This window comes from Variovorax stachyos (genome assembly GCF_051400855.1).
Lineage (GTDB): Bacteria > Pseudomonadota > Gammaproteobacteria > Burkholderiales > Burkholderiaceae_C > Variovorax.
Genome location: NZ_JBLFFN010000006.1, coordinates 241,978 through 267,641, shown reverse-complemented (window position 1 = coordinate 267,641; position 25,664 = coordinate 241,978). Strand labels below are relative to the sequence as shown.

General features: G+C 68.9%; 29 protein-coding genes. 16 read left to right on the top strand and 13 right to left on the bottom strand.

Annotated elements, in window-relative coordinates; translation table 11 throughout:
- Positions 1–62: 62 nt before the first annotated feature.
- The 4 genes from ACMGEZ_RS13760 to ACMGEZ_RS13745 all read right to left on the bottom strand — a co-directional run bounded on the left by ACMGEZ_RS13760 (position 63) and on the right by ACMGEZ_RS13745 (position 5,148).
- Complete coding sequence (locus ACMGEZ_RS13760) at positions 63–1,175, bottom strand: adenylate/guanylate cyclase domain-containing protein (protein ID WP_436822834.1); 1,113 nt, start codon at positions 1,173–1,175, stop codon at positions 63–65.
- Positions 1,172–1,564: a response regulator gene (locus ACMGEZ_RS13755; protein WP_436822833.1), complete on the bottom strand. Its 393-nt coding sequence runs from the start codon at positions 1,562–1,564 to the stop codon at positions 1,172–1,174. The genes ACMGEZ_RS13760 and ACMGEZ_RS13755 overlap by 4 nt, the downstream gene beginning before the upstream one ends.
- 16 nt (positions 1,565–1,580) lie before the next feature.
- A complete protein-coding gene (locus tag ACMGEZ_RS13750) occupies positions 1,581–2,591 on the bottom strand; it encodes an ABC transporter substrate-binding protein (RefSeq protein ID WP_436822832.1) in 1,011 nt (336 codons plus the stop codon).
- 82 nt (positions 2,592–2,673) lie between these two features.
- Positions 2,674–5,148, bottom strand: coding sequence for a sensor histidine kinase (locus ACMGEZ_RS13745; RefSeq protein ID WP_436822831.1), 2,475 nt, complete (start codon positions 5,146–5,148; stop codon positions 2,674–2,676).
- A gap of 190 nt (positions 5,149–5,338) precedes the next feature.
- On the opposite strand from ACMGEZ_RS13745, the gene ACMGEZ_RS13740 reads away from it, so the two are divergent.
- Positions 5,339–6,019: a peroxiredoxin-like family protein gene (locus ACMGEZ_RS13740; protein WP_436822830.1), complete on the top strand. Its 681-nt coding sequence runs from the start codon at positions 5,339–5,341 to the stop codon at positions 6,017–6,019.
- 12 nt (positions 6,020–6,031) lie between these two features.
- Here ACMGEZ_RS13740 and ACMGEZ_RS13735 read toward each other — a convergent pair whose 3' ends face one another.
- Positions 6,032–6,535, bottom strand: a complete 504-nt coding sequence (locus tag ACMGEZ_RS13735) for a hypothetical protein (protein WP_436822829.1) — start codon at positions 6,533–6,535, stop codon at positions 6,032–6,034.
- 41 nt (positions 6,536–6,576) lie between these two features.
- Complete coding sequence (locus tag ACMGEZ_RS13730; RefSeq protein WP_436822828.1) at positions 6,577–7,068, bottom strand: hypothetical protein; 492 nt, start codon at positions 7,066–7,068, stop codon at positions 6,577–6,579.
- Positions 7,069–7,452: 384 nt separating this feature from the next.
- On the opposite strand from ACMGEZ_RS13730, the gene ACMGEZ_RS13725 reads away from it, so the two are divergent.
- Positions 7,453–8,211, top strand: coding sequence for a hypothetical protein (locus tag ACMGEZ_RS13725; RefSeq protein ID WP_436822827.1), 759 nt, complete (start codon positions 7,453–7,455; stop codon positions 8,209–8,211).
- Positions 8,212–8,287: 76 nt separating this feature from the next.
- Here the strand turns inward: ACMGEZ_RS13725 and phnN are convergent, their stop codons facing one another.
- Genes phnN through phnF form a run of 3 tightly spaced genes read right to left on the bottom strand, consistent with a single transcriptional unit; the run spans position 8,288 to position 10,354 of the window.
- Positions 8,288–8,899, bottom strand: a complete 612-nt coding sequence (gene phnN / locus ACMGEZ_RS13720) for a phosphonate metabolism protein/1,5-bisphosphokinase (PRPP-forming) PhnN (RefSeq protein WP_436822826.1) — start codon at positions 8,897–8,899, stop codon at positions 8,288–8,290.
- On the bottom strand, positions 8,896–9,600 hold the full coding sequence (locus tag ACMGEZ_RS13715) for a DUF1045 domain-containing protein (RefSeq protein WP_436822825.1): 705 nt from the start codon (positions 9,598–9,600) through the stop codon (positions 8,896–8,898). The genes phnN and ACMGEZ_RS13715 overlap by 4 nt, the downstream gene beginning before the upstream one ends.
- Positions 9,593–10,354, bottom strand: coding sequence for a phosphonate metabolism transcriptional regulator PhnF (gene phnF / locus ACMGEZ_RS13710; RefSeq protein ID WP_436822824.1), 762 nt, complete (start codon positions 10,352–10,354; stop codon positions 9,593–9,595). Before phnF ends, ACMGEZ_RS13715 begins: the two co-directional genes overlap by 8 nt.
- Positions 10,355–10,431: 77 nt before the next feature.
- Here phnF and phnG point away from each other — a divergent pair, with 77 nt between their 5' ends.
- The 7 genes from phnG to ACMGEZ_RS13675 all read left to right on the top strand — a co-directional run bounded on the left by phnG (position 10,432) and on the right by ACMGEZ_RS13675 (position 17,285).
- On the top strand, positions 10,432–10,947 hold the full coding sequence (phnG, locus tag ACMGEZ_RS13705; protein WP_436822823.1) for a phosphonate C-P lyase system protein PhnG: 516 nt from the start codon (positions 10,432–10,434) through the stop codon (positions 10,945–10,947).
- Between the two features lie 948 nt (positions 10,948–11,895).
- Complete coding sequence (gene phnH / locus ACMGEZ_RS13700; protein ID WP_436822822.1) at positions 11,896–12,537, top strand: phosphonate C-P lyase system protein PhnH; 642 nt, start codon at positions 11,896–11,898, stop codon at positions 12,535–12,537.
- A gap of 5 nt (positions 12,538–12,542) precedes the next feature.
- Positions 12,543–13,643: a carbon-phosphorus lyase complex subunit gene (locus ACMGEZ_RS13695; protein ID WP_436822821.1), complete on the top strand. Its 1,101-nt coding sequence runs from the start codon at positions 12,543–12,545 to the stop codon at positions 13,641–13,643.
- On the top strand, positions 13,640–14,539 hold the full coding sequence (locus ACMGEZ_RS13690; RefSeq protein ID WP_436822820.1) for an alpha-D-ribose 1-methylphosphonate 5-phosphate C-P-lyase PhnJ: 900 nt from the start codon (positions 13,640–13,642) through the stop codon (positions 14,537–14,539). The genes ACMGEZ_RS13695 and ACMGEZ_RS13690 overlap by 4 nt, the downstream gene beginning before the upstream one ends.
- The gene (gene phnK, locus ACMGEZ_RS13685; RefSeq protein WP_436822819.1) at positions 14,536–15,327 is read left to right on the top strand and encodes a phosphonate C-P lyase system protein PhnK; all 792 of its coding nucleotides are present in this window, start codon (positions 14,536–14,538) and stop codon (positions 15,325–15,327) included. The genes ACMGEZ_RS13690 and phnK overlap by 4 nt, the downstream gene beginning before the upstream one ends.
- A gap of 28 nt (positions 15,328–15,355) precedes the next feature.
- Positions 15,356–16,072, top strand: a complete 717-nt coding sequence (gene phnL / locus ACMGEZ_RS13680) for a phosphonate C-P lyase system protein PhnL (RefSeq protein ID WP_436822818.1) — start codon at positions 15,356–15,358, stop codon at positions 16,070–16,072.
- Positions 16,073–16,130: 58 nt separating this feature from the next.
- Entirely contained in the window at positions 16,131–17,285 is a 1,155-nt protein-coding gene (locus ACMGEZ_RS13675; protein ID WP_436822817.1) for an alpha-D-ribose 1-methylphosphonate 5-triphosphate diphosphatase, read from the top strand.
- Positions 17,286–17,311: 26 nt separating this feature from the next.
- Here ACMGEZ_RS13675 and ACMGEZ_RS13670 read toward each other — a convergent pair whose 3' ends face one another.
- Positions 17,312–17,671: an HPF/RaiA family ribosome-associated protein gene (locus tag ACMGEZ_RS13670; protein ID WP_436822816.1), complete on the bottom strand. Its 360-nt coding sequence runs from the start codon at positions 17,669–17,671 to the stop codon at positions 17,312–17,314.
- Positions 17,672–17,713: 42 nt separating this feature from the next.
- Complete coding sequence (locus ACMGEZ_RS13665) at positions 17,714–18,523, bottom strand: exodeoxyribonuclease III (RefSeq protein ID WP_436822815.1); 810 nt, start codon at positions 18,521–18,523, stop codon at positions 17,714–17,716.
- A 223-nt stretch (positions 18,524–18,746) separates the two neighbouring features.
- Between ACMGEZ_RS13665 and phnC the strand changes: the two genes are divergently transcribed.
- The 7 genes from phnC (at position 18,747) to ACMGEZ_RS13630 (ending at position 23,930) form a co-directional block, all read left to right on the top strand.
- Positions 18,747–19,595 (top strand): phosphonate ABC transporter ATP-binding protein, encoded by an 849-nt coding sequence (phnC, locus tag ACMGEZ_RS13660; RefSeq protein ID WP_436822814.1) that lies wholly within the window; start codon positions 18,747–18,749, stop codon positions 19,593–19,595.
- A gap of 47 nt (positions 19,596–19,642) precedes the next feature.
- Positions 19,643–20,587, top strand: coding sequence for a phosphonate ABC transporter substrate-binding protein (gene phnD / locus ACMGEZ_RS13655; RefSeq protein ID WP_436822813.1), 945 nt, complete (start codon positions 19,643–19,645; stop codon positions 20,585–20,587).
- A 51-nt stretch (positions 20,588–20,638) separates the two neighbouring features.
- A complete protein-coding gene (phnE, locus tag ACMGEZ_RS13650; protein WP_436822812.1) occupies positions 20,639–21,445 on the top strand; it encodes a phosphonate ABC transporter, permease protein PhnE in 807 nt (268 codons plus the stop codon).
- A 7-nt stretch (positions 21,446–21,452) separates the two neighbouring features.
- Complete coding sequence (locus tag ACMGEZ_RS13645; protein ID WP_436822811.1) at positions 21,453–22,010, top strand: phosphonate degradation HD-domain oxygenase; 558 nt, start codon at positions 21,453–21,455, stop codon at positions 22,008–22,010.
- 106 nt (positions 22,011–22,116) lie between these two features.
- Entirely contained in the window at positions 22,117–23,154 is a 1,038-nt protein-coding gene (locus tag ACMGEZ_RS13640; RefSeq protein ID WP_436822810.1) for an aldo/keto reductase, read from the top strand.
- An 82-nt stretch (positions 23,155–23,236) separates the two neighbouring features.
- On the top strand, positions 23,237–23,506 hold the full coding sequence (locus ACMGEZ_RS13635; protein ID WP_436822809.1) for a type II toxin-antitoxin system RelE/ParE family toxin: 270 nt from the start codon (positions 23,237–23,239) through the stop codon (positions 23,504–23,506).
- 97 nt (positions 23,507–23,603) lie between these two features.
- Positions 23,604–23,930, top strand: a complete 327-nt coding sequence (locus ACMGEZ_RS13630; protein ID WP_436822808.1) for a HigA family addiction module antitoxin — start codon at positions 23,604–23,606, stop codon at positions 23,928–23,930.
- Between the two features lie 44 nt (positions 23,931–23,974).
- On the opposite strand, the gene ACMGEZ_RS13625 is transcribed toward ACMGEZ_RS13630, so the two are convergent.
- The gene (locus ACMGEZ_RS13625; RefSeq protein ID WP_436822807.1) at positions 23,975–24,823 is read right to left on the bottom strand and encodes a fumarylacetoacetate hydrolase family protein; all 849 of its coding nucleotides are present in this window, start codon (positions 24,821–24,823) and stop codon (positions 23,975–23,977) included.
- Positions 24,824–24,875: 52 nt separating this feature from the next.
- Positions 24,876–25,631, bottom strand: coding sequence for an IclR family transcriptional regulator (locus ACMGEZ_RS13620; RefSeq protein WP_436822806.1), 756 nt, complete (start codon positions 25,629–25,631; stop codon positions 24,876–24,878).
- Positions 25,632–25,664: the final 33 nt, after the last annotated feature.

The window sequence follows — 25,664 nt, the reverse complement described above, 5'->3', positions numbered from 1 at the left end:
CAGACGCTCAGGCCCCTCGGGCGCAAACGTTGTACGCCCAAAACACGGCGCGCTCTATACAACTAATGGCCTACTTTGCAGCGCAGGCGGACCGCCTCCACGGGCCGTGCAAATCCCTTCAGCACGAGCGGGCCCGCGGGTTCGCCGTCGACGCTGCCTTCGATCGATCCCCACACGCGCTGCGACACCAGGATTTCGCCGCCCTGCGCCTCCCCGCATAGCCGCGCCGCGAGGTTGGTCACGGTGCCGATCGCACCGTAGTCGATGCGCCCCGGAAAGCCGATGCCGCCCAGCGTGGCGAAGCCCTGCGCGATGCCCACGCCCATCTGCAGCGCGTGCCCGCGCTTGCGCCAGCGCCCGGCCAGCAGCGCGACGTCGCCCTGCATCGCCAGGGCCATGCGCGCGGCGCGCAGGGCAGGGTCGGGAACCGGTGCCGGGTCGTTGAAGAAGACCATGATCCCGTCGCCGGTGAAGCGCTCCAGCGTGCCCTCGAACTCGAGGATGCGCTGCCCCATTGCCGCGTGATAGTCGGCCAGCACGGCCATCACTTCCTCCGGGTCCGCGGTCTCGGTGAAGGCGGTGAAGCCGCGCAGGTCGAGGAACACGACGGTGATCTCGCAACGATGGCTCTTGAGCGGATCGGCGGCGCCGCCGTTGACGATGGCCTCTGCGAGCTGCGGCGAGAAGAAGCGCCGCAGCCGGCCCACGCGCTCGAGCTCGCGCACGCCCTCTTGCACCCGCTGCTCCAGCGTGCGGTTCCACTCCGCCAGCGCGCTCCTCTGGCGTTCGACCTCGTCGTAGAGCTGCTTGATGCGAAGCAGCGACTTCACGCGCGCCAGCAGCTCGGCCTGCGCGACCGGCTTGCTCAGGAAGTCGTCGGCGCCGGCCTCCAGGCCCTTCACCCGTTCCCTGGCCGGATCAAGTGCGGTGACCAGTACGACGGGGAGCATCGCGTGGGCCGGATCGGCGCGGATCGCGGCGCACACCTCGTAGCCGCTCATGCCCGGCATCATCACGTCGAGCAGCACCAGGTCGGGCTTCTCGTCGGCCAGCTTCTGCAGCGCCTCGGGGCCGGAGGCGGCGATAACCGGCCGGTAGCCCTTGGCGCCGAGCAGGTCGGCCAGGAGCTTGGCGTTGAGCGGCGTGTCGTCGACGACAAGAATAGTGAAAGTCATCGCCGCAGACGCCCCTCCTTCATCATGCGCTGCACCGTCTCGCGAAACTGCTGCAGCTGGATGGGCTTGGTGATGAAGGCGTCGAAGCCGGAGCTGACGACCTTCTGCTGCTCGTCGGGCATCACCGAGGCCGACACGGCGAGCACGGGCACGGCGTCGAGCGCGGCGTCGCGGCGGATCTCGCGCAGCACGGCAATGCCGTCGATGTCGGGCAGCTGGATGTCCATCAGCACCAGGTCGGGCGGCGCCTCGCGTGCGAGGCGAAGGCCCTCGCGGCCGGTCGCTGCCTCCAGCGTGGCGTAACCCTCGTGCCGGAGGATGTCGCGCACCAGCTTCATGTTCTTTTCGTTGTCCTCGATGATCAGGACGGTGCTCAAGGTCGGGGTCATCACCTGGCTCCCGGCGTCATTCGATCACCTGGTCGGCGCTCACCAGCACGCTGTGCGGAATGGTCAGGCCGAGCGCCTTGGCCGCCTTGAGGTTGACGGCGAGTTCCAGCTTGGTGCCCTGTTCGAAGGGGATGTCGCCCGGCCTGGTGCCCTTCAGGATCTTGTCGACGAAGCTGGCGGCGCGGTAGAAGAGCGCGGACCAGTCGCCCTGGTAGGAAAGCAGGCCGCCGGCATCGAGGTAGGCCGCGCCACCCCAGACCGACGGCAGGCGGTGCTTCGTGCACAACGCGCCGAGCTGGGTGCGCTCGGTCCAGATCATGGGGTCGGCCACGAGCGAGACCGCGTTCGTGCCCGCGCCCACGATGGACGCGAAGGCGGGCTCGAAATCATCCGGCCCGCGCACCTTCTCGACCTGCAGCGCCACGCCGATGGCCGGTTCCCACCTGGCCACGCCCCGCGCCAGTTCCTCCGGCGGCACGGTGTTCGGGTTGAACACGATGGCGAAGCGGCGCGCCGTCGGCAGGACGTCCTTCAGGAGCTGCAGGCGCTTCTGCATGAGGCCGTCGAACGCGGCGGAAATGCCGGTGATGTTGCCGCCTGGGCGTATATGGTCGGCGACCAGTCCCGACTTCACCGGGTCGTCGACGCCCACCGCGATGACTGGAAGGGTCTTCACTTTCTCCTTCGCGAGCAGCGCCGGGCGCGGGCTGGTAGTCATCAGGATGTCGATGTCGAGCCGGAGCAGTTCATCCAGCAACGCGGGCAGGCGATCGAACTTTCCCTCGGCCCACCGCATGTCGATGGACAGGTTGCGCCCCTCCACATGGCCCAGCTCGCGCAGCCCCCGGCGCAACGGTTCGATCTGCGCGCGCATGGTGATCGGATCGGGGGTCGAGGCGCTGAGGATGCCCAGCCGCGCCTTGCCGGCCCCCCGCGGCTGTGCGCCCGAAGCCGCGGCGAAAGCCGCGAGCGCGGCGACGATTGCCACGCGGCGGGACAGCGGGATGACGAGTCGGTTCGATGCCATTCGATCACCTCCTCTGCGCCTGGCGCGCCGTGCGCGGGATGTGGAAGCCCGGGCGCCATGTTCCTCCTCTTGCCCTCGGCGATCAATCCCGTTCTTGGGGCGGGTCCCCCAACACCCGCCGAGGCAGCACGAAGGCGAAGGTCGAGCCCCTGCCTGGGGCGCTTTCCAGCCGCAGGGTGCCGCCGTGCAGCTCGACGAAGCGCTTCGCCAGCGCAAGGCCGAGGCCGGTCCCCTCGGCCTTGCGCAGATAGTCGCCACCGACCTGGCGGAACTCCTCGAACACCAGCGCCTGCTGGTCGGCGGGAATGCCCACGCCGGTGTCCACCACCGCGATCTCGACGGCCTGGTCGAGCGCGCGGGCACGCAGCGTCACGCGCCCGCCCGCGGGGGTGAACTTGACCGCGTTCGACAGCAGGTTGATCACCACCTGCTTGAGCTTGCGCGCGTCGGCCACCCAGTCGCCAATGGCCGGGTCGGTCTCGAGCGCCAGCGTCAGCCCGTGCCGCAGCGCGCGCTCGCGCACCAGCGTGACGGTGTTGTCGAGCAGCATCGGCAGGTTGAAGCTCGACAGGTCCAGCTCCATGCGGCCGGCCTCGATCTTGGACAGGTCGAGGATGTCGTTGATCAGGCTCAGCAGGTGGTGGCCGGAGTTGTGGATGTCCTTCAGGTATTCGAGCTGCTTGTCGTTGACCTCGCCGAACATGCGCTCGGCCAGCACCTCGCTGAAGCCGATGATCGCGTTCAGCGGCGTGCGCAGCTCGTGCGACATGTTGGCGAGGAACTCCGACTTGTGCTTGTTGGCCAACTCGAGCTGCGCCAGCGCGTCCTGGGTTTCGTTGATGAGCCGCAGGTTCTCGATGGCGATCGCGGCCTGCCCGGCGAAGGTCTCCAGCAGCTCGACCTGGCGCTGCGGCGTCTCGCCGGCGTCGGTCCAGGCCACGGCAATGGCGCCGATGGGCGTGCCGTCCTTCAGCAGCGGCACGCCGAGCATGCGGCGCCAGTGGCCGGTCGTGGCGGTGATCGGGTCGTAGACGGCCTCCGCCGAAGCGTCGACGATCGTCACCGCCTTGCGCGACGCGATCACCCGCCCGCTGATCATGCGCGGGTCCGGTGGCCCGGGGTAGAAGCGCTTGGCGTTCTCGACGGCCGAGGGCGTCCAGTTGCGCTGGCCCACCAGGTGCACCAGGCGGCCGTCGTAGCGGAACACCGCGGCGGTCGGGCTGCCGAGCAGCCGCACCGCGCAGTCGAGGATCGCCTCGAAGACCGGCTGCACGTCGGTCGGCGACTCGCTGATGACGCGCAACACCTCGCTGATGGCGGTCTGGTAGGCGAGCGCTTCGCGCAGCTCGGCGGTGCGTTGCTCGACCTTGCGTTCCAGCCCGGCATACGACTCGCGCAACTGGGCGGCCATGCGGTTGAACTGGTCGGCCAGGCCTTCGAGCTCGTCACCGGTGCGGACCTCGATGCGCCGGTCGAGGTCGCCGGCGCCGATCCGTGCCGCGCCTGCCTGCAGCGCACGCAACGGGCGCACCAGCGCGCGTGCCAGGAAGAAGGTCGCCGCGATCGAGGCCAGCACCGCCAGCACGAGCACCAGCCCCATGCGCTGCAGCATGACGTACAACGGCGCGAAGGCCTCGGCGCGGGGCGACTCGACGAACACCGTCCAGCCGAGCGACGGAATCGGCGTATGGGCCGCCAGCATTCGTTGGCCGGACAGGTCGCGCGCAAGCTCTCTCGCGCCGTCAGCCTCCGCGCCGGGCCGCAGCCGTGCCGCCACCTGTGGCAGCGCGCTCATGTCGGTCTTCTTCAGCACCAGGCTGATGTCGGGGTGGGCGATCAGCGTGCCGTCGGCGTCGACCACGTAGGCCAGGCCGCCCGCGCCGATCCGTATGCGTGACACCACGTCCCAGACGAACTTCAGGTTGAGCTCGGCCATCGTGACGCCGCCGCCGGGCCCCGCCGGGCGCGCAAGCGTCATGTAGGGCTCGGTGCCCATGCGGAAGTGCACGGGGCCGAACGCCGTCCGGCCCTCGATCGCGCTGCGGAAGGCCGGCTCGGCCGAGCGGTCGACAGCGCTGCCGAGCTCGTTCATCGCCAGGCGTGAGATGCGCAGCTGTTCGTGCCCGGTGCTGTCGATCCACGCCACCTCGGTGATCGGCGGTGCCTGGCGCAGCAGCTTCAGGTATTCGATGTAGCGTGCCTCCCGCGCATTGCTGCCGGGTCCATCGGCGCGCGGCAGCGCGGTCCAGCCCAGCTGCTGCTCGATGTTCAGCACGTATTGCTCTATGCGCGCGGCTGCGGCCTGGGCCTTCTCGGCCTGCAGGGCGACGACGTGCGACTGGTTCTCCCGGTACGAGAAGTAGATGACGACCGCGCCGCTCGCGACGAGCATGCCGCAGACCAGCGTGATGATCAGCAGCGCGTACTTGGGGAACAGGCGCCAGCGGCGCGCCGGCCGTTGCAGTGCCTCCGCTCGCGGCGCAGGGTCCGGTGCCGGCGGCGCCGGGGACGAGCCCGGTGGCGCGCGGGCCATGTTCGAATCCGCGTCGATCAGCATGGACACCTCCACCGTGTGCCGGTCCATTCATCACCGGATGGCATTGTGGTTCAGTCCCACGACGCCGCACAGGGGGAAGCTGCGGAGGCCGCGGCCAGGGGCACGACACGTTGTGCCGCCGCACGACAAGTGATACGGTCGAACGGCCCGCCCGCCCGCTCGCGAGAGCCAAGCGACCAAGGAGTGCCCCGTGGGAGACCTGCACCACCCGCTGCAACCGGGAGACCCAGCGCCCGGATTCACGCTCCCCGCCGCCAACCGCGAAGGCATGGTGTCGCTCGCGGACCTGCGCGGGCGCCCCTTCGTGCTCGGCCTCTTTCGCGGGCTGCACTGCCCCTTCTGCCGCCGCCAGGTGAGGCAGCTCGCCGACATGCAGCCGGCCCTGCGCGCCGCAGGGCTCGAGGCAGTGGCGGTCATCAACACGCCGGTGGAACGCGCCCGCCTGTACTTCCGCTACCGGCCGATGCCGCTGCTGTTGCTCGCCGACCCGGATTGCCGCACGCACAAGGCCTTCGGCGTGCCGCGCATCGAATTCCTGCCCGAGGACAGCAGCGAGACGCCCGAATGGCCTTCGCGCACGCGCATGGCGGACTTCGAGGCGGCACGCGTCAACCCCACCGGCGAGCTGCCCCAGCCCACGCAGCCGATGGCCGCGAACGCCGTGCTCAATGCGCAGGACGGCTTCGAGATGGACGACACCGACAGCGCGATCCTGGCGAGCCACGGCACGCAGCTGGCCGGGCACTTCCTGATCGATGAGGCCGGCACCATCGCCTGGGAGCACATCGAGGCGCCGGATGGGCCCAGCAGCCTGTGCTACTTCCCGGACGCGGCGCAGATCGTCGCGGCGGCCGGCGCGCTCCGGCGCTGAGCCTTCACTCGGTCACTCGGCCGCGACGGCCCGGGCGGCATTTCCAAGGACGCCGTCCGTGGCGGCATAACCGCCACCCCTGAGCAGGCTGGTGTCCGTCGACTCGAACTTGCAATAGGCCGGCACCGGCGTGAGCGACCTGCTGGGCGGGAAGGAGGGGAACTGCATGGCGCGGTCCCGCGTCGGCTCGATCGTGAAGGTGGTCACGCGGTCCGGCGTGGGGGTGCCGTCCGGCTGGGTTTCTTCCGTGTGGTAGGTGAGGGTCACTTCACGCGCGGTCGTGCCGAGGTTCACGAGCGTGCACGAGCCGATCTGATTGGCTTCCAGGAAGAAGGGCGGCGTCGCCAGAACGGTCGGCGCCCGCTTGCCCGCGCCGCCATGCTTGCGCCCGTTCTGGTCGGCCGATGCGGGCAGCGCTATCGCCATCGACCCGAGGGCCGCTGCGGCGCAGACGATCGTCCAATGCGTGAAGCTGCGCTTCGTGCCGCGTGCCGCCGGAGAAGAGAGATCTTCCATGACTGGGTCTCCATCTGAATCTGGGTTACGGATGCCGGCCTTCACTGGGCCACGATGGTGCTGAGAACGCGGCCGCCTTCCAGGACCGCGGCACTCGCCCGCAGCACGCTGGTGTCTGCCGATTCGAAGATGCACCAGTTCCCTGTCGGGAACGGAACCACCCTCGGGACGCTGAAGGTAAAGGACCGGATCGGCCCCGGCGGCAGTGTGATGGTGGTGACGGTGTCCGGAAGCGGCCCACCGCCGCCGATCAGCCTGAATTCGGTGTGCTGGGTCACGGTGACTTCCTGGGGCTCGGTGCCCACGTTCGCGACCGAGCAGACGAAGCTCTGGAGGTTGTTCCAATACAAAGGCGGCGTGGCCAGCAGCGTCGGCGGCTTCTTCCGCGGTCCGCGGTCGTCATGGTCGTTCGGGTCGGCCGATGCGGGAACCGCCATCGCCAGGCAACCGAAGGCAACCGTGGCGCAGGCGGCCACGCAATGCGCGAGTCTGCGGCTTGCGCCACTCGCAGTGGAATGAACCGGATCTTGCATGGCTCCGTCTCCAACTGAATGGCCGCTGTGTGGACGACTCGAATGCGCGGCAATAGACGAGTCGTGGGCGTTGCCCGTTTTGCCGCGAAGTGTAGGTGCGACTCGATCGAATTCAACTCCTCAACACTGAGCTTGAAAGGCCTCGCCGGCGTGGGGCCCGAAGGGCTGAAGCCGCGAGACAAGGCAGCTTCCTACAAACGGAATCGACATCCGGCCCTCGGCGCGTGCTGCAGGCCTCACCTAGATTGGCGCTCGCGCCCAGGGAGGGTTCGCGGCCGTAGACATCGGGCTTTCACGCCGAGCACCAGCCGCCCATCGGATTCATTCTTCATGATGTTCTCGCGCTCATGCGCCCTCGCCGTACTGGCCGGGGCGGGCTTCGTGATGTCGACCCCAGCCCTCGCCCAGCCTTCGCCCGCGCTGGATCGCTTCAGCTTGTCGGTCGGCGCCTTCCATGCCGAACCCACGCTCGACGCCGGGCTGAACACGCCCTACGGCCGCTTCGACACGCGCGACATCGAAGGCAGCAAGGTGACCATGCCGCGCATCACGGCCGATGTGCTGATCGGCGACAGCCATGGCTTGTCGCTCGACTACTACCGCTTCAACCGCGACTACGGCACCGGCTTTGCGAACAGCTTCGCGGTCGGGCCGACCTCGGTCACGGCGCTGGGCAACGTCAACCTCGACCTCAAGCTGGACTTCGCCAAGCTGGCCTACAAATGGTGGATCGGCTCGGGCAATACGGTGCTGGGCCTGGGCGCAGGCCTGGCTTACTACCGCGTCAGCCTCGACAGCAACGCCCTGGCCGGCGTGAACGGCGCGGTCGCGACCTTCAGCCAGCACGACAGCGACGACGCCTTCGCGCCGCTGCTGGAGATCGGCGTGCGCCACGCCATCAGCCCCGACCTGCGCCTGTTCGCCGATCTTTCGGGCGTGCGCAAGGGCGGCAGCAACCTGCGCGGCCACATCTACAACGCCGCGCTCGGCGTGGAGTGGTTCCCCGTCAAGAACGTGGGCGTGGTGCTCTCGTATGGCGTGAGCGAGATCGAGCTCAAGCGCGACTTCGACGCGCTGAGCAGCACGGGGCGGCTGCGCGTCAAGCTGAAGGGGCCTTCGGCCTTCCTCAAGGCGCGGTTCTAGGTTTTGCCGGGCTTGCTCCCTTTCCCTCCGGGAGAGGGCGGGGGCGAGGGCACCGCAGCTCACCCGGCGCACAACGTCAGTCCCGCCGCAGCCTCTCGAAGGCTCGCAACAATTGCGCCCCAGCATCTGCCAGGCTCCCATCGTTGCGCACCTCGATCGCGTGCGGCGGCGCCCTGAACACCAGCGCCCGCTGCACCCGCGACTCGACCATCTCCGGCGTCTCGCGCCCGCGCGCCAGCAGGCGCTGCCGCAGCACTTCGAGGCTGGCCGTGACGTGCACCACCGTGAGATGCGGAAACTTCGCGACAGCCTGCGGCAGGTAGGCGCGCGAGCCATTGACGAGCACCCAGTTGCCGCGATGCAGCGGCGCGAGTTCGTCGTGCCGCACGCCGTAGCGCAGGCCGTTGGCCTGCCAGTCGAGCGCGAAGGCCTGCGCCTGGTGCAGCAGCGCGAAGGCCTGCTCGCTCACGCTGTGGTGCTGCTCGTCGCCGTGGCGGGTCGGCCGCGTGATGGTGCGGCGCGCCAGGTGCAGGGGCAGGTGCGGCGGCAGGTGGTCCTTGAGCCAGGCGATCAGGCTGTCCTTGCCCGCGCCCGAGGGCCCCATCACATACACGAGCTGGCCCTTCACTGGAGTACCTTCGCCTGCGGCTGCGGTGCCATTCGCCTGCGGAGCGGCCGTGCGTCTCATGCCGCCAGCTCCATCTGCTCGACCAGCATGAAGTCCGCGCCCGGCCGGGGCTCGACGAAGAGCGAAAGGCTGTCGACGCGGCAGGCGGGCAGGGCATCGAAGCGGTGGCGCGCCGCTTCTTTCAGCGCCTCGATCGCCGCGGGGGCTGCGTCCTTCAGCGGGCCGGTGAGCGAAAGGTGGAAGCGGAAGCGCTGCAGCACGAAGGGGTAGCCCCAGCGCAGCAGCAGCGCGTCTTCCTCGGGCGTGAGCCCGGCCGCGCGGCGGCGCTCGAGCTCGGCCGGCGCAAGCGGCGCCGCCAGCGGCTGCAGGCGGGTGACGCAGGCGGCGGCCAGCGCATCGATTGCCTGCGAATCGCCGTCGGGCACCAGTGCAAGGAAGTCGTCGAGCATCGCGACCTTGAGCGCCGGCAGCGAGAAGGCTTCGAACTCGGCGGCGAGTGCGCGCAGGCTGGCGCGCAGCCGCACTTCATCGGTGCCGGGCGCCAGCGCGAAAGGCGCCTTGAGCGTCGCATGCCAGCCATAGCGGCGCGGCGCCTTCGTCAATCGATGCAGCTCGGGCGCGGACAGGCCAGGCACCGGCGGCTGCGGCAGCGGCTCCCCGCGTGCTGCGCAGCGGCCCAGCCAACGGCTGCCGGCCACCCACCACGGGCTGTGTGCACGCGGCGCGAAGTAGACCGCGAAGCGATGCGCGGACTCATTCATCGTGGGTCACCGTCAGGGTGATGCGGTCGCCCGCGAACCAGGTGCGCGCGAACTCGATCGGCTGCGCCTCGGTGTCCACGTTCACGCTCTCGACCAGCAGCACCGGCCGCGCGACGGACTGCCGCAGTTGCGCCGCCACCTCGGGCTGCGGCATCTGCGCGGTGATGCGGCTCTCGTGGCGGGTGTAGTCGTCCACGCCGTGGGCGGCGAAGGCGGCGGTGATGGAGCCTGTCTCGCGCACCACGGCCTCCAGCTTCGCGAAGCGCGGCAGCGGAAAGAAGCGCTCGCCCACGTGCAGCGGCTGCTGCTCGGCCTCGCCCAGCACCTGCAGGCGCAGCAGCGTGCTGCGCACCGGCACCTGCAGGGCGCGCGCCTGTGCCGCGCTCGCGCGCACGGTGCTCGCGTCGAGCACGCGCAGCCCGCCGCGCAGGCCGGCCAGCGCCATGTTCTGGTGGTGCCGCGTGCGCTTGGCCAGCACCAGCTCGACGGCGAACTCCTCCACGTAGGTGCCGCTGCCCTGCGTCACGCGCAGCAGGCCCTGGCTGCTGAGGCTGGCCAGCGAGCGCCGGATGGTGTGGCGGTTGACGCCGAACTGCTCGGCCAGCGCGTGCTCCGAGGGCAGGCGCTCGCCGGGCGGATAGACGCCGCGCGCGATGGCCTCGGCGAGCTCGGTGGCGATGCGGGTCCAGAAGCTGTCACGCGCAGGGCGCGGCGCGATGGCCAGCGCAGGGGAAGACGTCGTCGTGGTTGTCATGAAAAGGACATGGGTCGCGCCTAAGCTGGCGCCAGTGGTTTAATTTGTCTATACAACTTTCCCAGAGTATCACCCCGATGTTTCATGCCTTTGACAACCATCCCGCGAACCGGCCGCTGGGCCGCGCGCAGTGGATGGCCGTGTTGGCGCGGGCACCGCTTTCGATGCTGGAGTCTGCGCTGGGCGAGCATGCGCAGCGTACGCCGCAATGGCTGCGCGCGCCGGAGACGGGTCTCATGATGGTCCAGGGCCGCGCCGGCGGCACGGGCGAGCGCTTCAACCTCGGCGAGGTCACGGTCACCCGCTGCGCGCTGCGCCTGGCGGGCGTCGCGCAGGAAGGCGCGGCCGTCGGCGTCGCCTACGTGCTGGGCCGCTCGCACCGCCACGCGCAGCTCGCGGCCGTGGCCGACGCGCTGCTGCAGGACCCGGCGCAGCAGGAGGCGTTCGACGCCAGCCTGCTCGAGCCCGTGCGCCGGCACCTGGCGCAACAACGTGCCGAGCGCCATGCGCGTGCGCAGGCCAGCAAGGTCGAGTTCTTCACCGTCGCGCGCGAAGCGGGTGGTGCGGATGGCGATGAAGAGGAAGAGCAATGAGACGTCCTGCGTCGGCCTTGTCCTTGTTGGAGGATGCGGTTTTGCTCTCTTCCCCTCCGGGGGAGGGTTGGGGTGGGGCACTCGTTTCGTTCGATTTCGTACGGTGCTGTTGTGTTGAGTGCGGAGCCGGGATTTCGCCCCGGCGGGCGAGTTACTTTCTTTGTCTCGCCAAAGAAAGTAACCAAAGAAAGGCGACCCCACTGCGCGTGTCCCTTCGCTTCGCTACGGGCAACCTGCGGTGCTCGCTTCAGGCGGGGTCCGCGCAAACTCGCTTCGCTCAAACACGCGCGGCCCTTTTTCCGCCTGAAGCTGCGCTCCTCGGCGCGCGCAGAGGGGATTGGGGGACGGTCGGGCCATTGCTTCGCTCGGCCACCAACGGCCTCGCTGCGCGAGGCCTGGAACAGGTGCATGCGTGTGCGCTCGGACGTGAGCATGAGCATGGCTGCGAGCACCAGCACCAGCACCAGCACCAGCACCAGCACCAGCACGAGCGTGCGAGTGCGCGTGTGCGTGTGCGCGAGTGTCAGCGCGAGCGAGGACCCGAAGCTCACGCCAACCTGCACACCACACAAGGACGCGCCATGGCGCGTTGGACTCCAAGTCCCCTCTGCGCGTGCCGAGGAGCGGAGCTTTTCGCGGATAAAGGGCCGCGCGTGTTTGAGCCGAAGGCGAGTTTGCGCGGACCCCGCGAAAAGCGAGCACCGCAGGTTGCCCGTAGCGAAGCGGAGGGACGCGCGCAGTGGGGTCGCCTTTCTTTGGTTACTTTCTTTGGCGAGACAAAGAAAGTGACTCGCCCGCCGGGGCGAAATCCCGGCTCCGCACTCAACACAACAGCAACGTACGAACCGACAGCAGCAAGTACGACCCAACAGCAACGTACGACCCAACACCCAACCCCACCAGCCGCAACGACACCCCCAAGCTCGCACCGCAGCCGAAAGCATTCTGATGAGCACCACCATAAGCACCCCTGATCTGTCCGCCGTGGGCGCGGGCTTCTCCGACCTCGCGCTCGGCAGCCAGGCCGTGTTCCGCGCCGCGCTCGAGGCTCTCTCGCACCCCGGCCGCATCGTCGACCTGCCGCACGATGCGCAGGTGCCTTCGCGCGGACATGCTGCTTCGGCCGCGCTGCTGCTCGCGCTGCTCGATCCGGATTGCAAGCTGTGGCTATCCCCTTCGCTGGCATCCAGCGATGCCGCCGCATGGCTGCGCTTCCACAGCGGCTGCACGCTGGTGGACGATCCGGCCCAGGCCCAGTTCGCGTGGATCGCGAGCAGCGACGAGGCGCCGGCGCTGGAGCGCTTCGCGCAAGGCACGGACGTCGCGCCCGAGCAGTCCGCCACTTGCGTGGTGGACGTGCCCTCGCTCGCCGATGGCGACGACGACGAAGGCTGGACCCTGAGCGGCCCCGGCATCCGCACGCAGACGCGCCTGTGCGTCGACGGCCTGCCCAGCGACATGGCGCACCGGCTGGTGGCGCAACGCGCTGCGCAGCAGGCCGCCTTCCCGCGCGGCGTGGACCTGTTCCTCGCCACGCAGCACCAGATCGTCGGCCTGCCGCGCACCACCCGCATTGAACTGGAGGGCTGAAGCCGATGTATGTCGCAGTCAAGGGCGGTGAGACCGCCATCCTCCAGAGCTATCGGCTGCTGGCCGAACAGCGCCGCGGCGACAGCGCCACGCCCGAGCTTTCCGTCACGCAGATCCGCGAGCAGCTCAAGCTGGCCGTCGACCGCGTGATGACCGAGGGCTCGGTCTACGACCCGGAACTCGCCGCGCTCGCCATCAAGCAGGCCGCGGGCGACCTGGTCGAGGCCATCTTCCTGCTGCGTGCCTACCGCGCCACGCTGCCGCGGCTCGGCATGAGCCTGCCGCTGGACACCGCGCGCATGCAGCTGGACCGCCGCATTTCCGCCACCTTCAAGGACCTGCCTGGTGGGCAGGTGCTGGGCCCGACCTACGACTACACGCAGCGGCTGCTCGACTTCACCTTGCTCGCCAACGGCGAGGCATCCGCGCGCAGCGAGGCTCCGACGGCGGCGGTGGAAGCGCCCGCCGCCACGCCGCGCGTGGTGGACCTGCTCAACCACGAGCGCCTGATCGAGACCCGCCCCGTGCCCCCCGGCGATCCCGCGCCGGCCGACCTCACGCGCGAGCCGCTGCGCTTTCCCGCCGACCGCGCCACCCGCCTGCAGAACCTCGCGCGTGGCGACGAAGGCTTCCTGCTGGCGATGGCCTATTCGACGCAGCGCGGCTACTCGCACAGCCATCCCTTCGTCGGCGAGATCCGCTTCGGCAGCGTGGCGCTGGAGCTCGCGCCCGAGGAGCTGGGCTTTCCCATTTCCATCGGAGAGCTGGAGATCACCGAGTGCGAGATGGTCAACCAGTTCGCCGGCAGCAAGACCGAGCCGCCGCAGTTCACCCGCGGCTATGGCCTGGCCTTCGGCCACAGCGAGCGCAAGGCGATGGCGATGAGCCTGGTCGACCGCGCGCTGCGCGCCGACGAACTGGGCGAGACGGTCGAGTCGCCTGCGCAGATGCAGGAGTTCGTGCTCTCGCACAGCGACAGCCTGGAGGCCTCGGGTTTCGTGCAGCACCTGAAGCTGCCGCATTACGTGGACTTTCAGGCCGAGCTCGAGTTGGTGCGGCGTATGCGCGCCGCCGTATCGGCCGAGGCCGAGGGAGCGGACGAATGAACGAGCAGCAGCAAGACCCCCACATCAACTTCGCCTACCTCGACGAGCGCACCAAGCGCATGATCCGCCGCGCCATTCTCAAGGCGGTGGCGATCCCCGGCTACCAGGTGCCCTTCGGCTCGCGCGAGATGCCGCTGCCCTACGGCTGGGGCACCGGCGGCATCCAGGTCACGGCCTCGGTGATCGGCCCGCGCGATGTGCTCAAGGTCATCGACCAGGGCTCGGACGACACCGTCAACGCGGTCAACATCCGCCGCTTCTTCGAGCGCACCACCGGCGTCGCAACCACCACCCGCACGCAGCAAGCCACGCTCATCCAGACTCGCCACCGCATCCCCGAGACGCCGCTGGCGGAGGGCCAGGTGCTGGTCTACCAGGTGCCGGTGCCCGAGCCCATGCAGCGGCTGGAGCCGCGCGAGACCGTCACGCGCACCCTGCACGGCCTGGCCGAGTACGGGCTGATGCACGTCAAGCTCTACGAAGACATCGCGCGCTACGGCCACATCGCGACGACGTACGACTACCCGGTGCTCGTGAACGACCGCTACGTGATGTCGCCGTCGCCCATCCCCAAGTTCGACAACCCCAAGATGCACATGAACCCCGCGCTGCAGCTCTTCGGTGCCGGCCGCGAGAAGCGCATCTACGCCGTGCCGCCCTACACGCCGGTCGAGAGCCTGGGCTTCGAGGACCATCCCTTCGAGGTGCAGCGCTGGGACGCGACCTGCGCGCTGTGCGGCGCGACCGACAGCTTCCTCGACGAGCTGATCACCGACGACAAGGGCACGCGCATGCATGTGTGCTCGGACTCGGACTACTGCCAGTCGCGGCAGCAGGCGCAGGCCGAGTCGCCGGTGCCGCTGCCGGCCGGCCACATGGAGGAGCTCGCCCAATGAGCGCAGTCATGACTGCTCCCCAGCCGCTGCTGCGCGTGCGCGGCATCGGCAAGCGCTACGGCGCCCGCGTCGCGCTGCAGGACGCGAGCTTCGACCTCTGGCCCGGCGAGGTGCTGGCCATCGTGGGCGAGTCGGGCTCCGGCAAGTCCACCCTGCTCAATGCGGTGGCGGCGCGCGACAAGCCCGACGCGGGCAGCGTGCAGTTCCAGATGCGTGCGGGCGGCCTGCGCGAAGTGTTCGCGATGAGCGAAGCCGAGCAGCGCCTGCTCGCGCGCACCGACTGGGGCTTCGTCCACCAGAACGCGGCCGAGGGCCTGCGCATGGACGTCTCGGCCGGCGCCAACGTCGGCGAGCGGCTGATGGGGCTGGGCGAGCGGCACTACGGGCGCCTTCGCGCCACTGCCACCGAATGGCTGGCGCGCGTGGAGATCGACCCGGCGCGCGTCGACGACGCGCCGCGCACCTTCTCGGGCGGCATGCGCCAGCGCCTGCAGATCGCGCGCAACCTGGTCACGCGCCCGCGCCTGGTCTTCATGGACGAGCCGACCTCGGGGCTCGACGTGTCCGTGCAGGCGCGGCTGCTCGACCTGCTGCGCCAGCTCACGCGCCAGATGCAGCTCGCCGCGATCGTGGTCACGCACGACCTCGCGGTGGCCCGGCTGCTGGCGCACCGCATGATGGTGATGCAGCGCGGACGCGTGGTCGAGGCCGGCCTCACCGACCAGCTGCTCGACGACCCGCAGCATCCCTACACCCAGCTTCTCGTCTCCTCGGTGCTGCAGCCATGAGCCGCACGGGCACGCCGAAGGTACTCCAATGAACCGACCCCTGCTCCAGCTCCAGGGGGTGGCCAAGCGCTTCACCCTCCATCATCAGAACCAGCTTTCGCTGCCGGTCTTCGACGGCGTCGAGCTCAGCGTCTCGCCCGGCGAGTGCGTGGTGCTCGACGGCGCCTCGGGCCAGGGCAAGAGCACGCTGCTCAAGCTCATCTATGCCAACTACAGCGCCAGTGCCGGCCGCATCCTGGTGCAGCCGCGCGAGGGCGAAGCGGTGGACGTGACCGCGGCCACGCCGCGCGAGCTGGTGCGGCTGCGCCGCGACACGATCGGCTACGTGAGCCAGTTCCTGCGCGTGATCCCGCGGGTGCCCGCGCTCGACGTGGTGGCGGAGCCGCTGGCCGAAGACGCCGGTGACGACGCCGAGGGCATCGAGGCCGCGCGTGCCGAGGCGCGCAGGTGGCTCGAGCGACTGCGCATTCCCGAACGCCTGTGGCACCTGCCGCCCGCCACCTTTTCCGGCGGCGAGCAGCAACGCATCAACATCGCACGCAACATGATCAAGCCCAAGCCCCTGCTGCTGCTGGACGAGCCCACCGCCTCGCTCGACGCGGCCAATACCCGCACCGTGATCGAACTCATCCGCGAGGCCACCGCGCGCGGCGCGGCGCTGGTCGGCATCTTCCATGACGCCGAGGTGGGCGCCGCGGTGGCGACGCGCCGGGTCGACGTGGCGGACTTCAGGAGCGTGGCATGAGACGCCGGGCCGCTCCCGAGTCGAACAGCACCGCAGCGCATGGCGCGGAGGTCGCCCTATGAGCGGAGCCATCGTGTTCTCGAATGCCCGCATGGTGCTGCCAGGCGAAGTGGTGCGCGGCAGCCTGTCGGTGGCAGACGGCCGCATCGCCGCGCTGCACAACGGCCACACCGGCGTGGCCACGGTCGACCTCGAGGGTGACTACCTGCTGCCGGGCCTGGTCGAGGTGCACACCGACAACTTCGAGCGCCACCTGATGCCCCGCCCGAAGGTGCAATGGGCCGAGATGCCCGCGCTGCTGGCGCACGACGCCGAGGTGGCCGCCGCCGGGATCACCACCGTCTTCGACGCGCTGGGCGTCGGCGAGGCCGACACCGAGAGCCTGCGCGGCAGCACCTGGAGCAAGACCCTGGCCGCACTCGACGACTGCAGCGAGAAAGACCTGCTGCGTGCGGACCACCACCTGCACGTGCGCTGCGAGCTGCCCGCGCCCAACACCATCGAGCTTTTCGAGCCCTTCCACGGCCATCCGCGCGTGTCGCTGATCTCGCTGATGGACCACACGCCGGGCCAGCGCCAGTGGGAGAACATCGAGGTCGCGCGCATCTACTACACCGGCAAGAAGGGCTGGAGTGCCGAGAAGTTCGAGCGCCAGGTCGCGCATGCCGCCACGCTGCAGGCCCGCTACGCCGAGCCGCACCGGCGCCACTTCGTCGACTACTGCGCAACGCACGGCATCGCCCTGGCGAGCCACGACGACACCACCGTGGCCCATGTCGAGCAGGCGCATGCCGAGGGCGCGAGCATGTCGGAATTCCCGACCACCCTGGCCGCCGCCGCGGCTGCGCGCGAACGCGGGCTCTCGACCGTGATGGGCGGGCCGAACGTGGTGCGCGGCGGCTCGCATTCGGGCAATGTCTCGGCGGCCGAGCTGGCTCGGCAAGGACTGCTGGACATCCTGTCCTCCGACTACGTGCCCGGCAGCCTGCTCGGCGCAGTGATGCGGCTGGTCGCGGACGAGATCCTCACGCTGCCGCAGGCCGTGGCCACCGTCACGCGAACCCCGGCCCGGGCCACCGGCCTGCACGACCGCGGCACTCTCGAGCCCGGCCTGCGTGCCGACCTCGTGCAGGTGCGCATGGCCGAGCTGGCGGACGGCTCGCGGCATGCGGTGGTGCGCGGCGTGTGGCGCGAGGGGCGGCGCGTGCTCTAGGGGCAGGGCTGGCCTGCATGGCGCCCTCATTCGAGGGATGCGTCGCCATCCTTGCGAATCGATTCGCGGTCGCGGTGCCTCTCATGGCGACCCAGGGTACTGTCGAGCGCGCGCCTGAGTTTTTCGCTTGCGCCGCGGAAGGCCTCGTCGATGCTCGGCGCGTGCTGCGTCACGGCCAGCGGCTGCCGGCCCGCGACACGGGCTTCCATCGCGCAGCGCTTGTCGCCCGCACCCCCCTTGTCGTGGTTCTCGTCGCTCAGGTACACCTCGACGCGCGTCACGTCGGCAGAGAAGCGATCCAGCGACTGCCTGATCTCGTCGCCGGCCCAGCGCTCGAGGGCGTCCTTGTTCTCGAGGCCGTTGCCGGTGTTCACTTGTATCTGCATGTCAGCTACCTTTCGATCTGTTGAACTCGATGCAATGCGCCTTCAGTGTTGGCGCGCATCCGGCATCCCTGCGTAGGCATTTGGCGCCAGCTCCACCCAGACGGGCGCGTGGTCGCTGGCGCCGGGGCGGCCGCGCACCTCGCGGTCCACACCGGCCGCCGTGAGCAAGGGCGCGAGTTCGCCGTTGAGCAGCACGTGGTCGATGCGCAGCCCGGCGTTGCGCGGCCAGTGATTGCGCCAGTAGTCCCAGTAGGTGTAGATCGCCTCGTGCGGATGGAGCGCGCGGATCGCGTCGGTCCAGCCCTGGTCGAGCAGCCGCGCGAACGCGGCGCGGCTCTCGGGCTGCAGCAATGCATCCTTGCGCCACGATGCGGGGTTGTAGATGTCGGCATCGGTGGGAACGACGTTGAAGTCACCCGCCAGCACCGCGGGGAGACCGCAGTCGAAGAGCCTGCGCGCGTGGGCGCAAAGCCGCTCGAACCACTCCAGCTTGTAGTCGAACTTGGGGCCGGGCCATGGATTGCCGTTGGGCAGGTAGAGGCAGCCGATGATCACGCCGTCGACCACGGCTTCGATGTAGCGGCTCTGGTCGTCCTGGCTGTTGCCGTCGAGGCCACGCCCGGTCTCGATCGGATCCTTGCCGCGCGCCAGGATGGCCACGCCGTTCCACGAGCGCTGGCCGTGGAAGACGACGCCGTAGCCGGCCTCGCGCAGCGCGGACGCCGGGAAGGTCTCGTCGGGCGACTTCAGCTCCTGCAGGCAGGCCACGTCGGGCCTGGACTCGTCGAGCCATTCGAGCAGCCGCGGCAGCCGGCTGTTGATCCCGTTGACGTTGAAGCTGGCGATCTTCATGGCGAGTGCAATCCGGTAGCGGCGGAGTCGCGATCATGGCCGCAGTTCCTGCGCGAAGCACGTAGGTGCGGTGATCCATTGCGCCGATGATTTTCGGAAGCGTGCCACGCCCGCCGGCGACTGCGCGCGGCGGACCGCTGACACGTACCCGTCGCGAAAGCGTCAAGCCCACGTCACACGGCGTGATCAGACTTCGGTTGTCTAGACGACTTAGAAGCCGACGATGGAAACAGCCCTGCGCATCCGCCAGCTCAACAAGCATTTCGCCAGCGGCAGGCATGCCCTGCGCAACATCGACCTCGACGTGCAGCGCGGCGAGATGGTGGCGCTGATCGGCGCCTCCGGCTCCGGCAAGTCCACCCTGCTGCGACACGTGGCGGGACTGGTGGCGGCCGACGGCGACACGGATTCGCTGATCGAGATCGACGGCCGCCGCGTGCAGCAGCGCGGGCGCGTCGACCGCGACATCCGCCGGGTGCGCGCGCAGATCGGCTTCGTGTTCCAGCAGTTCAACCTGGTGGCGCGGCTGCCGGTGCTGGTCAACGTGCTGGTGGGCTCGCTGCACCGCATGCCCTGGTGGCGCAGCTGGACGCGGGCCTTCACCCGCGAGGAGCGCACGCTGGCCCTCGAGGCGCTGGCCCGCGTGGGCATCGCGGACTGCCAGGCGCAGCGCGCCTCCACCCTCTCCGGTGGGCAGCAGCAGCGCGCCGCCATCGCGCGCACGCTGGTGCAGGGCGCGAAGGTGGTGCTGGCCGACGAGCCCATCGCCTCGCTGGACCCGGAGTCCTCGCGCAAGGTGATGGAGATCCTGGCGCGCATCAACCGCGAAGACCGCTGCACGGTGATCGTCTCGCTGCACCAGGTCGACATCGCGATGAAGTACTGCCCGCGCGTGGTCGCGCTCAAGCAGGGCGAGATCGTCTACGACGGGCCCTCGTCGGCCCTCAGCGCGCCGCTGCTGCGCGAGCTCTACGGCGTGCAGGCCGACGAGCTGCTGGCCCCGCCTTCGAACGAGGCGCAGGTGCACGTGCTGCCGCAGCCCATGCTGGTGCCGCTGGCGGCGGCGGCCTGATTCCTCTCTTCCTCTTTCCTTCCATCTTTCAAACCTGGAGTCACTCCATGATCAAGAAACTGTGTGCGGCCCTCGCGCTGGGCCTGGGCATGACGGCCGTGCTCGCGCAGGACATCGCCTTCGGCATCATCTCGACCGAGGCGACGCAGAACCTCAAGCAGGACTGGCAGCCGCTGATCGACGACATGAGCCGCCAGACCGGGCTCAAGGTCACGGCCTTCTTCGCACCCGACTACGCCGGCATCATCGAAGGCATGCGCTTCAACAAGGTGCAGCTCGGCTGGTTCGGCAACAAGTCGGCGATGGAGGCGGTGGACCGCGCAAGCGGCGAGGTGTTCGCGCAGATGGTGAATGCCGACGGCACCCAGGGCTATTACTCGCACCTGATCGTGCACAAGGACAGCCCGCTCAACACGCTGGACGACGTGCTGAAGAACGGCAAGTCGCTGAGCTTCGGCAACGGCGACCCGAACTCCACTTCCGGCTTCCTGGTGCCCGGCTACTACGCCTTCGCGCAGAACAAGGTGGACGCCAAGTCGCTGTTCAAGGTCATCCGCAGCGCCAACCACGAGACCAACGCGCTGGCCGTGGCCAACAAGCAGGTGGACGTGGCGACCAACAACAGCGAGAACATGGACAAGATCAAGGAGCGCGTGCCGGAGAAGTTCAAGGACATCAAGATCATCTGGACCTCGCCGCTGATCCCGCTCGACCCGCTGGTCATGCGCAAGGACCTGCCGGAGGCGACCAAGACGAAGCTCAGGAACTTCTTCTACAACTACGCCAAGACCGATGCGCGCGAGAAGGAGGTCGTCATGAAGATCTCCAAGCTCTCGGGCTTCAAGGAGTCGAGCGACAAGCAGCTGATCCCGATCCGCCAGCTCGACCTGTTCGGCCAGCGCAACAAGATCGAATCCGACAGCGCGCTCGCCGATGCGGACAAGAAGACCCGCCTGGCGGACATCGACAAGAAGCTGGCAACACTGAACTGACGCCGACGCGGGCGGCCCTCGCGCTGCCTGCCTTCGCGCATTCATCCACTCATGCTCTCGACAGCCTTGACTTCCCATCCGCCGCTGCCGGTCGTTGCGCCGCCGAAGCGCAACCTCGCCTGGCACATCTCATGGGCCCTGCTGCTGTTGCTGCTGGCCGCCTCCTGGGAGGGCGCCGACATGCGGCCCCTGGAGCTGCTGCGCGACTCCGGCAACATGGCCACCTACGCGGCCGAGTTCTTCCCGCCGGACTTCACCGACTGGCGCATGTACGCGCAGGAAATGGTGGTCACGCTGCAGATCGCGCTGTGGGGCACGGCGCTGGCGGTGGTCTCGGCCGTGCCGATGGCGCTGCTGGCGTCGGCCAACATCGTGCCCTGGTGGATCTACCAGCCGATGCGCCGCTTGATGGACGCCTGCCGCGCCATCAACGAGATGGTGTTCGCCATGCTCTTCGTGGTGGCGGTGGGCCTCGGGCCCTTCGCGGGCGTGCTGGCGCTGTGGATCCACACCACCGGCGTGCTGGCCAAGCTCTTCGCAGAGGCGGTGGAAGCGATCGACCCGCAGCCGGTGGAAGGCATCCGTTCCACCGGCGCGAGCGCGCTGCACGAGATCGTCTACGGCGTCATCCCGCAGGTGATGCCGCTGTGGATCTCCTTCGCGCTCTACCGCTTCGAGTCGAACGTGCGCTCCGCCTCGGTGGTCGGCATGGTGGGCGCGGGCGGCATCGGCGTGGTGCTGTGGGAGATCATCCGCGGCTTCAAGTACGACCAGACCTGCGCCGTGATGATCATCATCGTGGTGAGCGTGAGCCTGCTCGACCTGGTGTCCGCGCGCATCCGGAAAGTGCTGGTCTGAGGCAGCAATGGCCCTGAACGTGCAAGACATCGCCCGCCTGCTCGAGGCCAAGGGCCAGCGCCAGTACGGCCGCGAAGCCGTGAGCCAGCTCGCGCATGCGCTGCAGTGCGCCGAGCTCGCCGAGGATGCCGGCGAGACGCCCGAGACCATCGTCGCGGCGCTGCTGCACGACCTCGGCCACCTGCTCGCGCCGGAGCGCGCCGAGGAAGCGGAGCAGGCGCAGCAGCAGCGGGACGACCTGCACCAGTACATCGCGCTGCCCTTCCTGCGCGGCCTGTTCGCGCTGGCGGTGCTCGAGCCGATCCGCCTGCACGTGGATGCCAAGCGCTACCTGTGCGCGGCCGAGAGCGGCTACCGGGACACGCTCTCGCCCGCATCGAAGCGCAGCCTGGAGCTGCAGGGCGGCGTCTACACCGACGAGGAAGCGCAACGCTTCTTGGGCCAGCCCTTCGCGGCCGAAGCCGTGCGGCTGCGGCGCTACGACGATGCGGCCAAGGTGCCGGGCAAGGCGACACCGCCGCTCGCCCACTTCATGGGCCTTGCCCGCTCGCTGGCCCGAAGCTGAACGCTTCTTCGTCTTTGCAGGATCGGGCAAGTTCGCGCCACGATCCGGCATGCGGCGCAAGCTCTTCGGGGCGGATACTGTTCGGCCCAGCAGAAGGAGCATCTCAATGCGATTCAGGAAATTCGGCCGCACCGGCCTCTTCGTTTCGGAACTGTGCCTCGGCACCATGACCTTCGGTGGCGAGAGCGGGATATGGAGCCAGATCGGCAACCTGCAGCAGGGCGACGTGGATGCGCTGGTCGGCCGGGCCCTCGATGCCGGCATCAACTTCATCGACACGGCGAACGTGTATGCCGACGGCCGTTCGGAGATCATGACCGGCCAGGCGCTCAGGAATCTGCAGGTGCCGCGCGAGAACGTGGTGATCGCGACCAAGGTGCTGGGCGAAACCGGCACCAAGGGCCCCAACTCGCGCGGCCTCTCGCGCTATCACATCCTCGAGAGCGTGCAGGCCAGCCTGAAGCGGCTGCAGCTGGACCACATCGACCTCTACCAGGTGCACGGCTTCGACCCGGCCACACCGATCGAGGAGACCCTGCGCGCCCTCGACAGCCTGGTGCAGCAGGGCCTGGTGCGCTACGTGGGCGTGTCGAACTGGGCGGCCTGGCAGATCGCCAAGGCGCAGGGCATCTCCGAGCGCCTGGGCCTGGCGCGCTTCGAGTCGCTGCAGGCCTACTACACCATTGCAGGCCGCGACCTGGAGCGCGAGCTGGTGCCGATGCTGCAGAGCGAGCAGGTCGGCCTGATGGTCTGGAGCCCGCTGGCGGGCGGCCTGCTCAGCGGCAAATACGGCCGCAACAGCGAAGCCGAACAGGGCAGCCGCCGCACCACCTTCGACTTCCCGCCGGTGCAGCTCGACCGCGCCTGGGACGTCATCGACGCGATGCGCAGCATTGCCGAGGCGAAGCAGGTCTCGGTCGCCCAGGTCGCGCTGGCCTGGCTGCTGCACCAGCCGGTGGTCACCAGCGTGATCATCGGCGCGAAGCGCGTGGACCAGTTGGACGACAACATCGCGGCGACTGCGGTGAAGCTGAGCGGCGAGGAGCTGGCGCAGCTGGACAAGGTGAGCGCGCTGCCTGCGGAGTATCCGGGGTGGATGCTGGAGCGGCAGGGCGGGGCGAGGCGGCAGCAGATGGCGCAGTGAGCGTCAAGCGCCGCCACTGCGGAAAGCGCACTTCAAGGGTCCATGTCTTACCGTTTGCCGGTAAGCGCCATATAATCGCGCGGTGGCGATCCAGTCGCTTTCCTGTCCCGACACTGAAGAACTGTTCACCAGGGGCAAGAACGCTCGATTCGCCAACATCAAGGAGGTCGCGACCCGGAAGCTGACGCAGCTGGAAGCAGCACCAACCTTGAATTTCATGAAGATGCCACCCGGCAACGATCTGAAGTTCTACGACGATGCATGGCACGTGAGGATCAATCAGCAGTGGCGATTGACCTTCAAGTGGGGGGATTCAGGTCCCTACGAAGTGAAGATCGAAGACCCTCACTGAGCGCTCGCGGGCAAGAGCAGAATGCCCGGAGATTTCTTTAAACCTTGCCGCGTGTTGCGGCCCGTTGGGAGACGGCTTTTACGAAAGGTACGAGGCCATGTTCAAGAATGGAATGCGCCCGGTCCATCCCGGCGAAGTCCTTCGCGAGGACTATCTGAAGCCCCTGGGCATGAGCGTCAACGCGCTCGCCAAGGCGTTGCACGTGCCCGCCTCCCGCATCAACGACATCGTGCTCGAGCGTCGCGGCATGACTCCCGATACTGCCCTGCGCGTCACCCGCTACTTCGGTGGCGACGAGACTGACGCCCAGGGGTGGGTCAACTTGCAAGCCGCCTATGACTTCAAGACGGCTGCCAGGAACGTCGGCAAGACCATTGCCAGGGAAGTGCGTCCGCGCGACCAGGACCAGACCGCGCACGCGTAGTCGGTGTGCGTGGCCGCTCCGCCCGCATCCCGGATCGGATCGGCCTACTCCGCCCGCACGCCGTTGCGCAGCACGCCGATGGCGTCGACCTCCACCTCCACCACATCCCCCGCCTTCATCCACACCGGCGGCGTGCGCTTGGCGCCGACGCCGCCCGGGGTGCCCGTCACGATCACGTCGCCGGGCGAGAGCGGTGTAAAGGCCGAGATGTGCGCGATCTGGCGCGGGATGCTGTGGATCAGCTTGTCGGTGGTGGTGCGCTGCATCTCCTGGCCGTTGAGGCGCGTGACCAGCGTCATCACCTGGTTGTCCGCGATCTCGTCGCGCGTGACCAGCCAGGGGCCGAAGCCGCCGGTGCGGAAGAAGTTCTTGCCGGCCGTCCACTGCGGCGTGGCGCTCTGCCAGTCGCGCAGGGTTGCGTCGTTGTAGCAGGCGTAGCCGGCGATGTGCTGCCAGGCCTCGGCCTCGGGGATGCGGCGCCCGCCGCGGCCGATCACGATGGCGATCTCGCCTTCGTAGTCCAGCTTGCTCGATTCGGGCGGCAGCACGATGTCCTCGCCGTGCGCAAGCTGCGACTCGGCCACGCGCAGGAAGAGCGTGGGCTGCTCGGTGACGGTGCGGCCGGTCTCGCGCACGTGCTCGCCGTAGTTGAGGCCCACGCAGACGATCTTGCCGGGGTTCGGGATCACGGGCAGCAGTTGCACGTCGGCCAGCGGCAGCGATTCCTTCGCCTGCGCCGCGGCCTGCGCAGCCCCGGCCAGCAGGTCGGCTGCGATCAGCGCCTTGAGGTCCGCCGCACGCGTGCCGAACACGGCCCGCAGGTCGATGACGCGGTCGCCCTGCACGGCGCCGTAGCTGTCCTGGTCCTGGTAGCGGTAGCTGATGAGTTTCATGATGAAGTGGAATCCGGTGTAGACAGAAAGAAGAAGAAGGGGGAGCAGGCCTTCACGCCAGCCGCGCCGCGATGCGCCCGGCGCCTTCGCTTACCAGCTGGACCAGCTTGCGCGTGTCGACGATCGCCAGGCGCGAGGTCTCCAGCACCAGCGACAGTGCGCCCCAGGCGCTGCCGTCGCTCTTGAGGATCGGCGCGGCCACGGCCGCCAGCTGCGGCTCGAGTTCGCCCACCGAGAGGTAGTGGCCGGCCCGGCGGATCGCCGCGTAGTACTTGCGGAAGTCGCTCCACTCGCCGGGCAGGCCGCAGCGCACGGCCTCCTCTCGGCGCGCCTCGAAGACCTTGCGCAGCTGGGTCGGCGTGAAGGTCGCGAGAAGCACCTTGGGCGCACCGCCCTGGAACAGGGGCCGGGGGCGGCCGCGCCCGTAGGCCAGGGTGGCGGGCATGCTGCCCATCTCGCGATGCGTGTCGAGCACCTGCGTGCCGAAGAGGCCGGAGGTCACGCAGTCGAAGCCGGTCTGCTGCACCAGCTCGCGCATGACCGGGATGCCCTCGCGCAGCACCGGGTCGGCGCGGCGGATGTAGTGGTCCAGCAGGATGATGCGCGGGCCCAGCGTGTAGTGCGAGTTCTCCACGCGCTGCAGCAGGCCGGCTTCGAGCAGCGTGCGCACGTAGCGGTAGCCGGTGGGCAGCGAGACCTCCAGCGCGGCCGCGATGTCCTCCGCCGTGCGCGAGAGGCGCTGGTCGTCGAAGAGATCGAGCACGCCGAGCATGCGTTCGAGGCTGGAGTTGGATTTTTCTTCGCTCACGCGGTGTCCTTGCAGTCGGTCTTGCAATCAGTC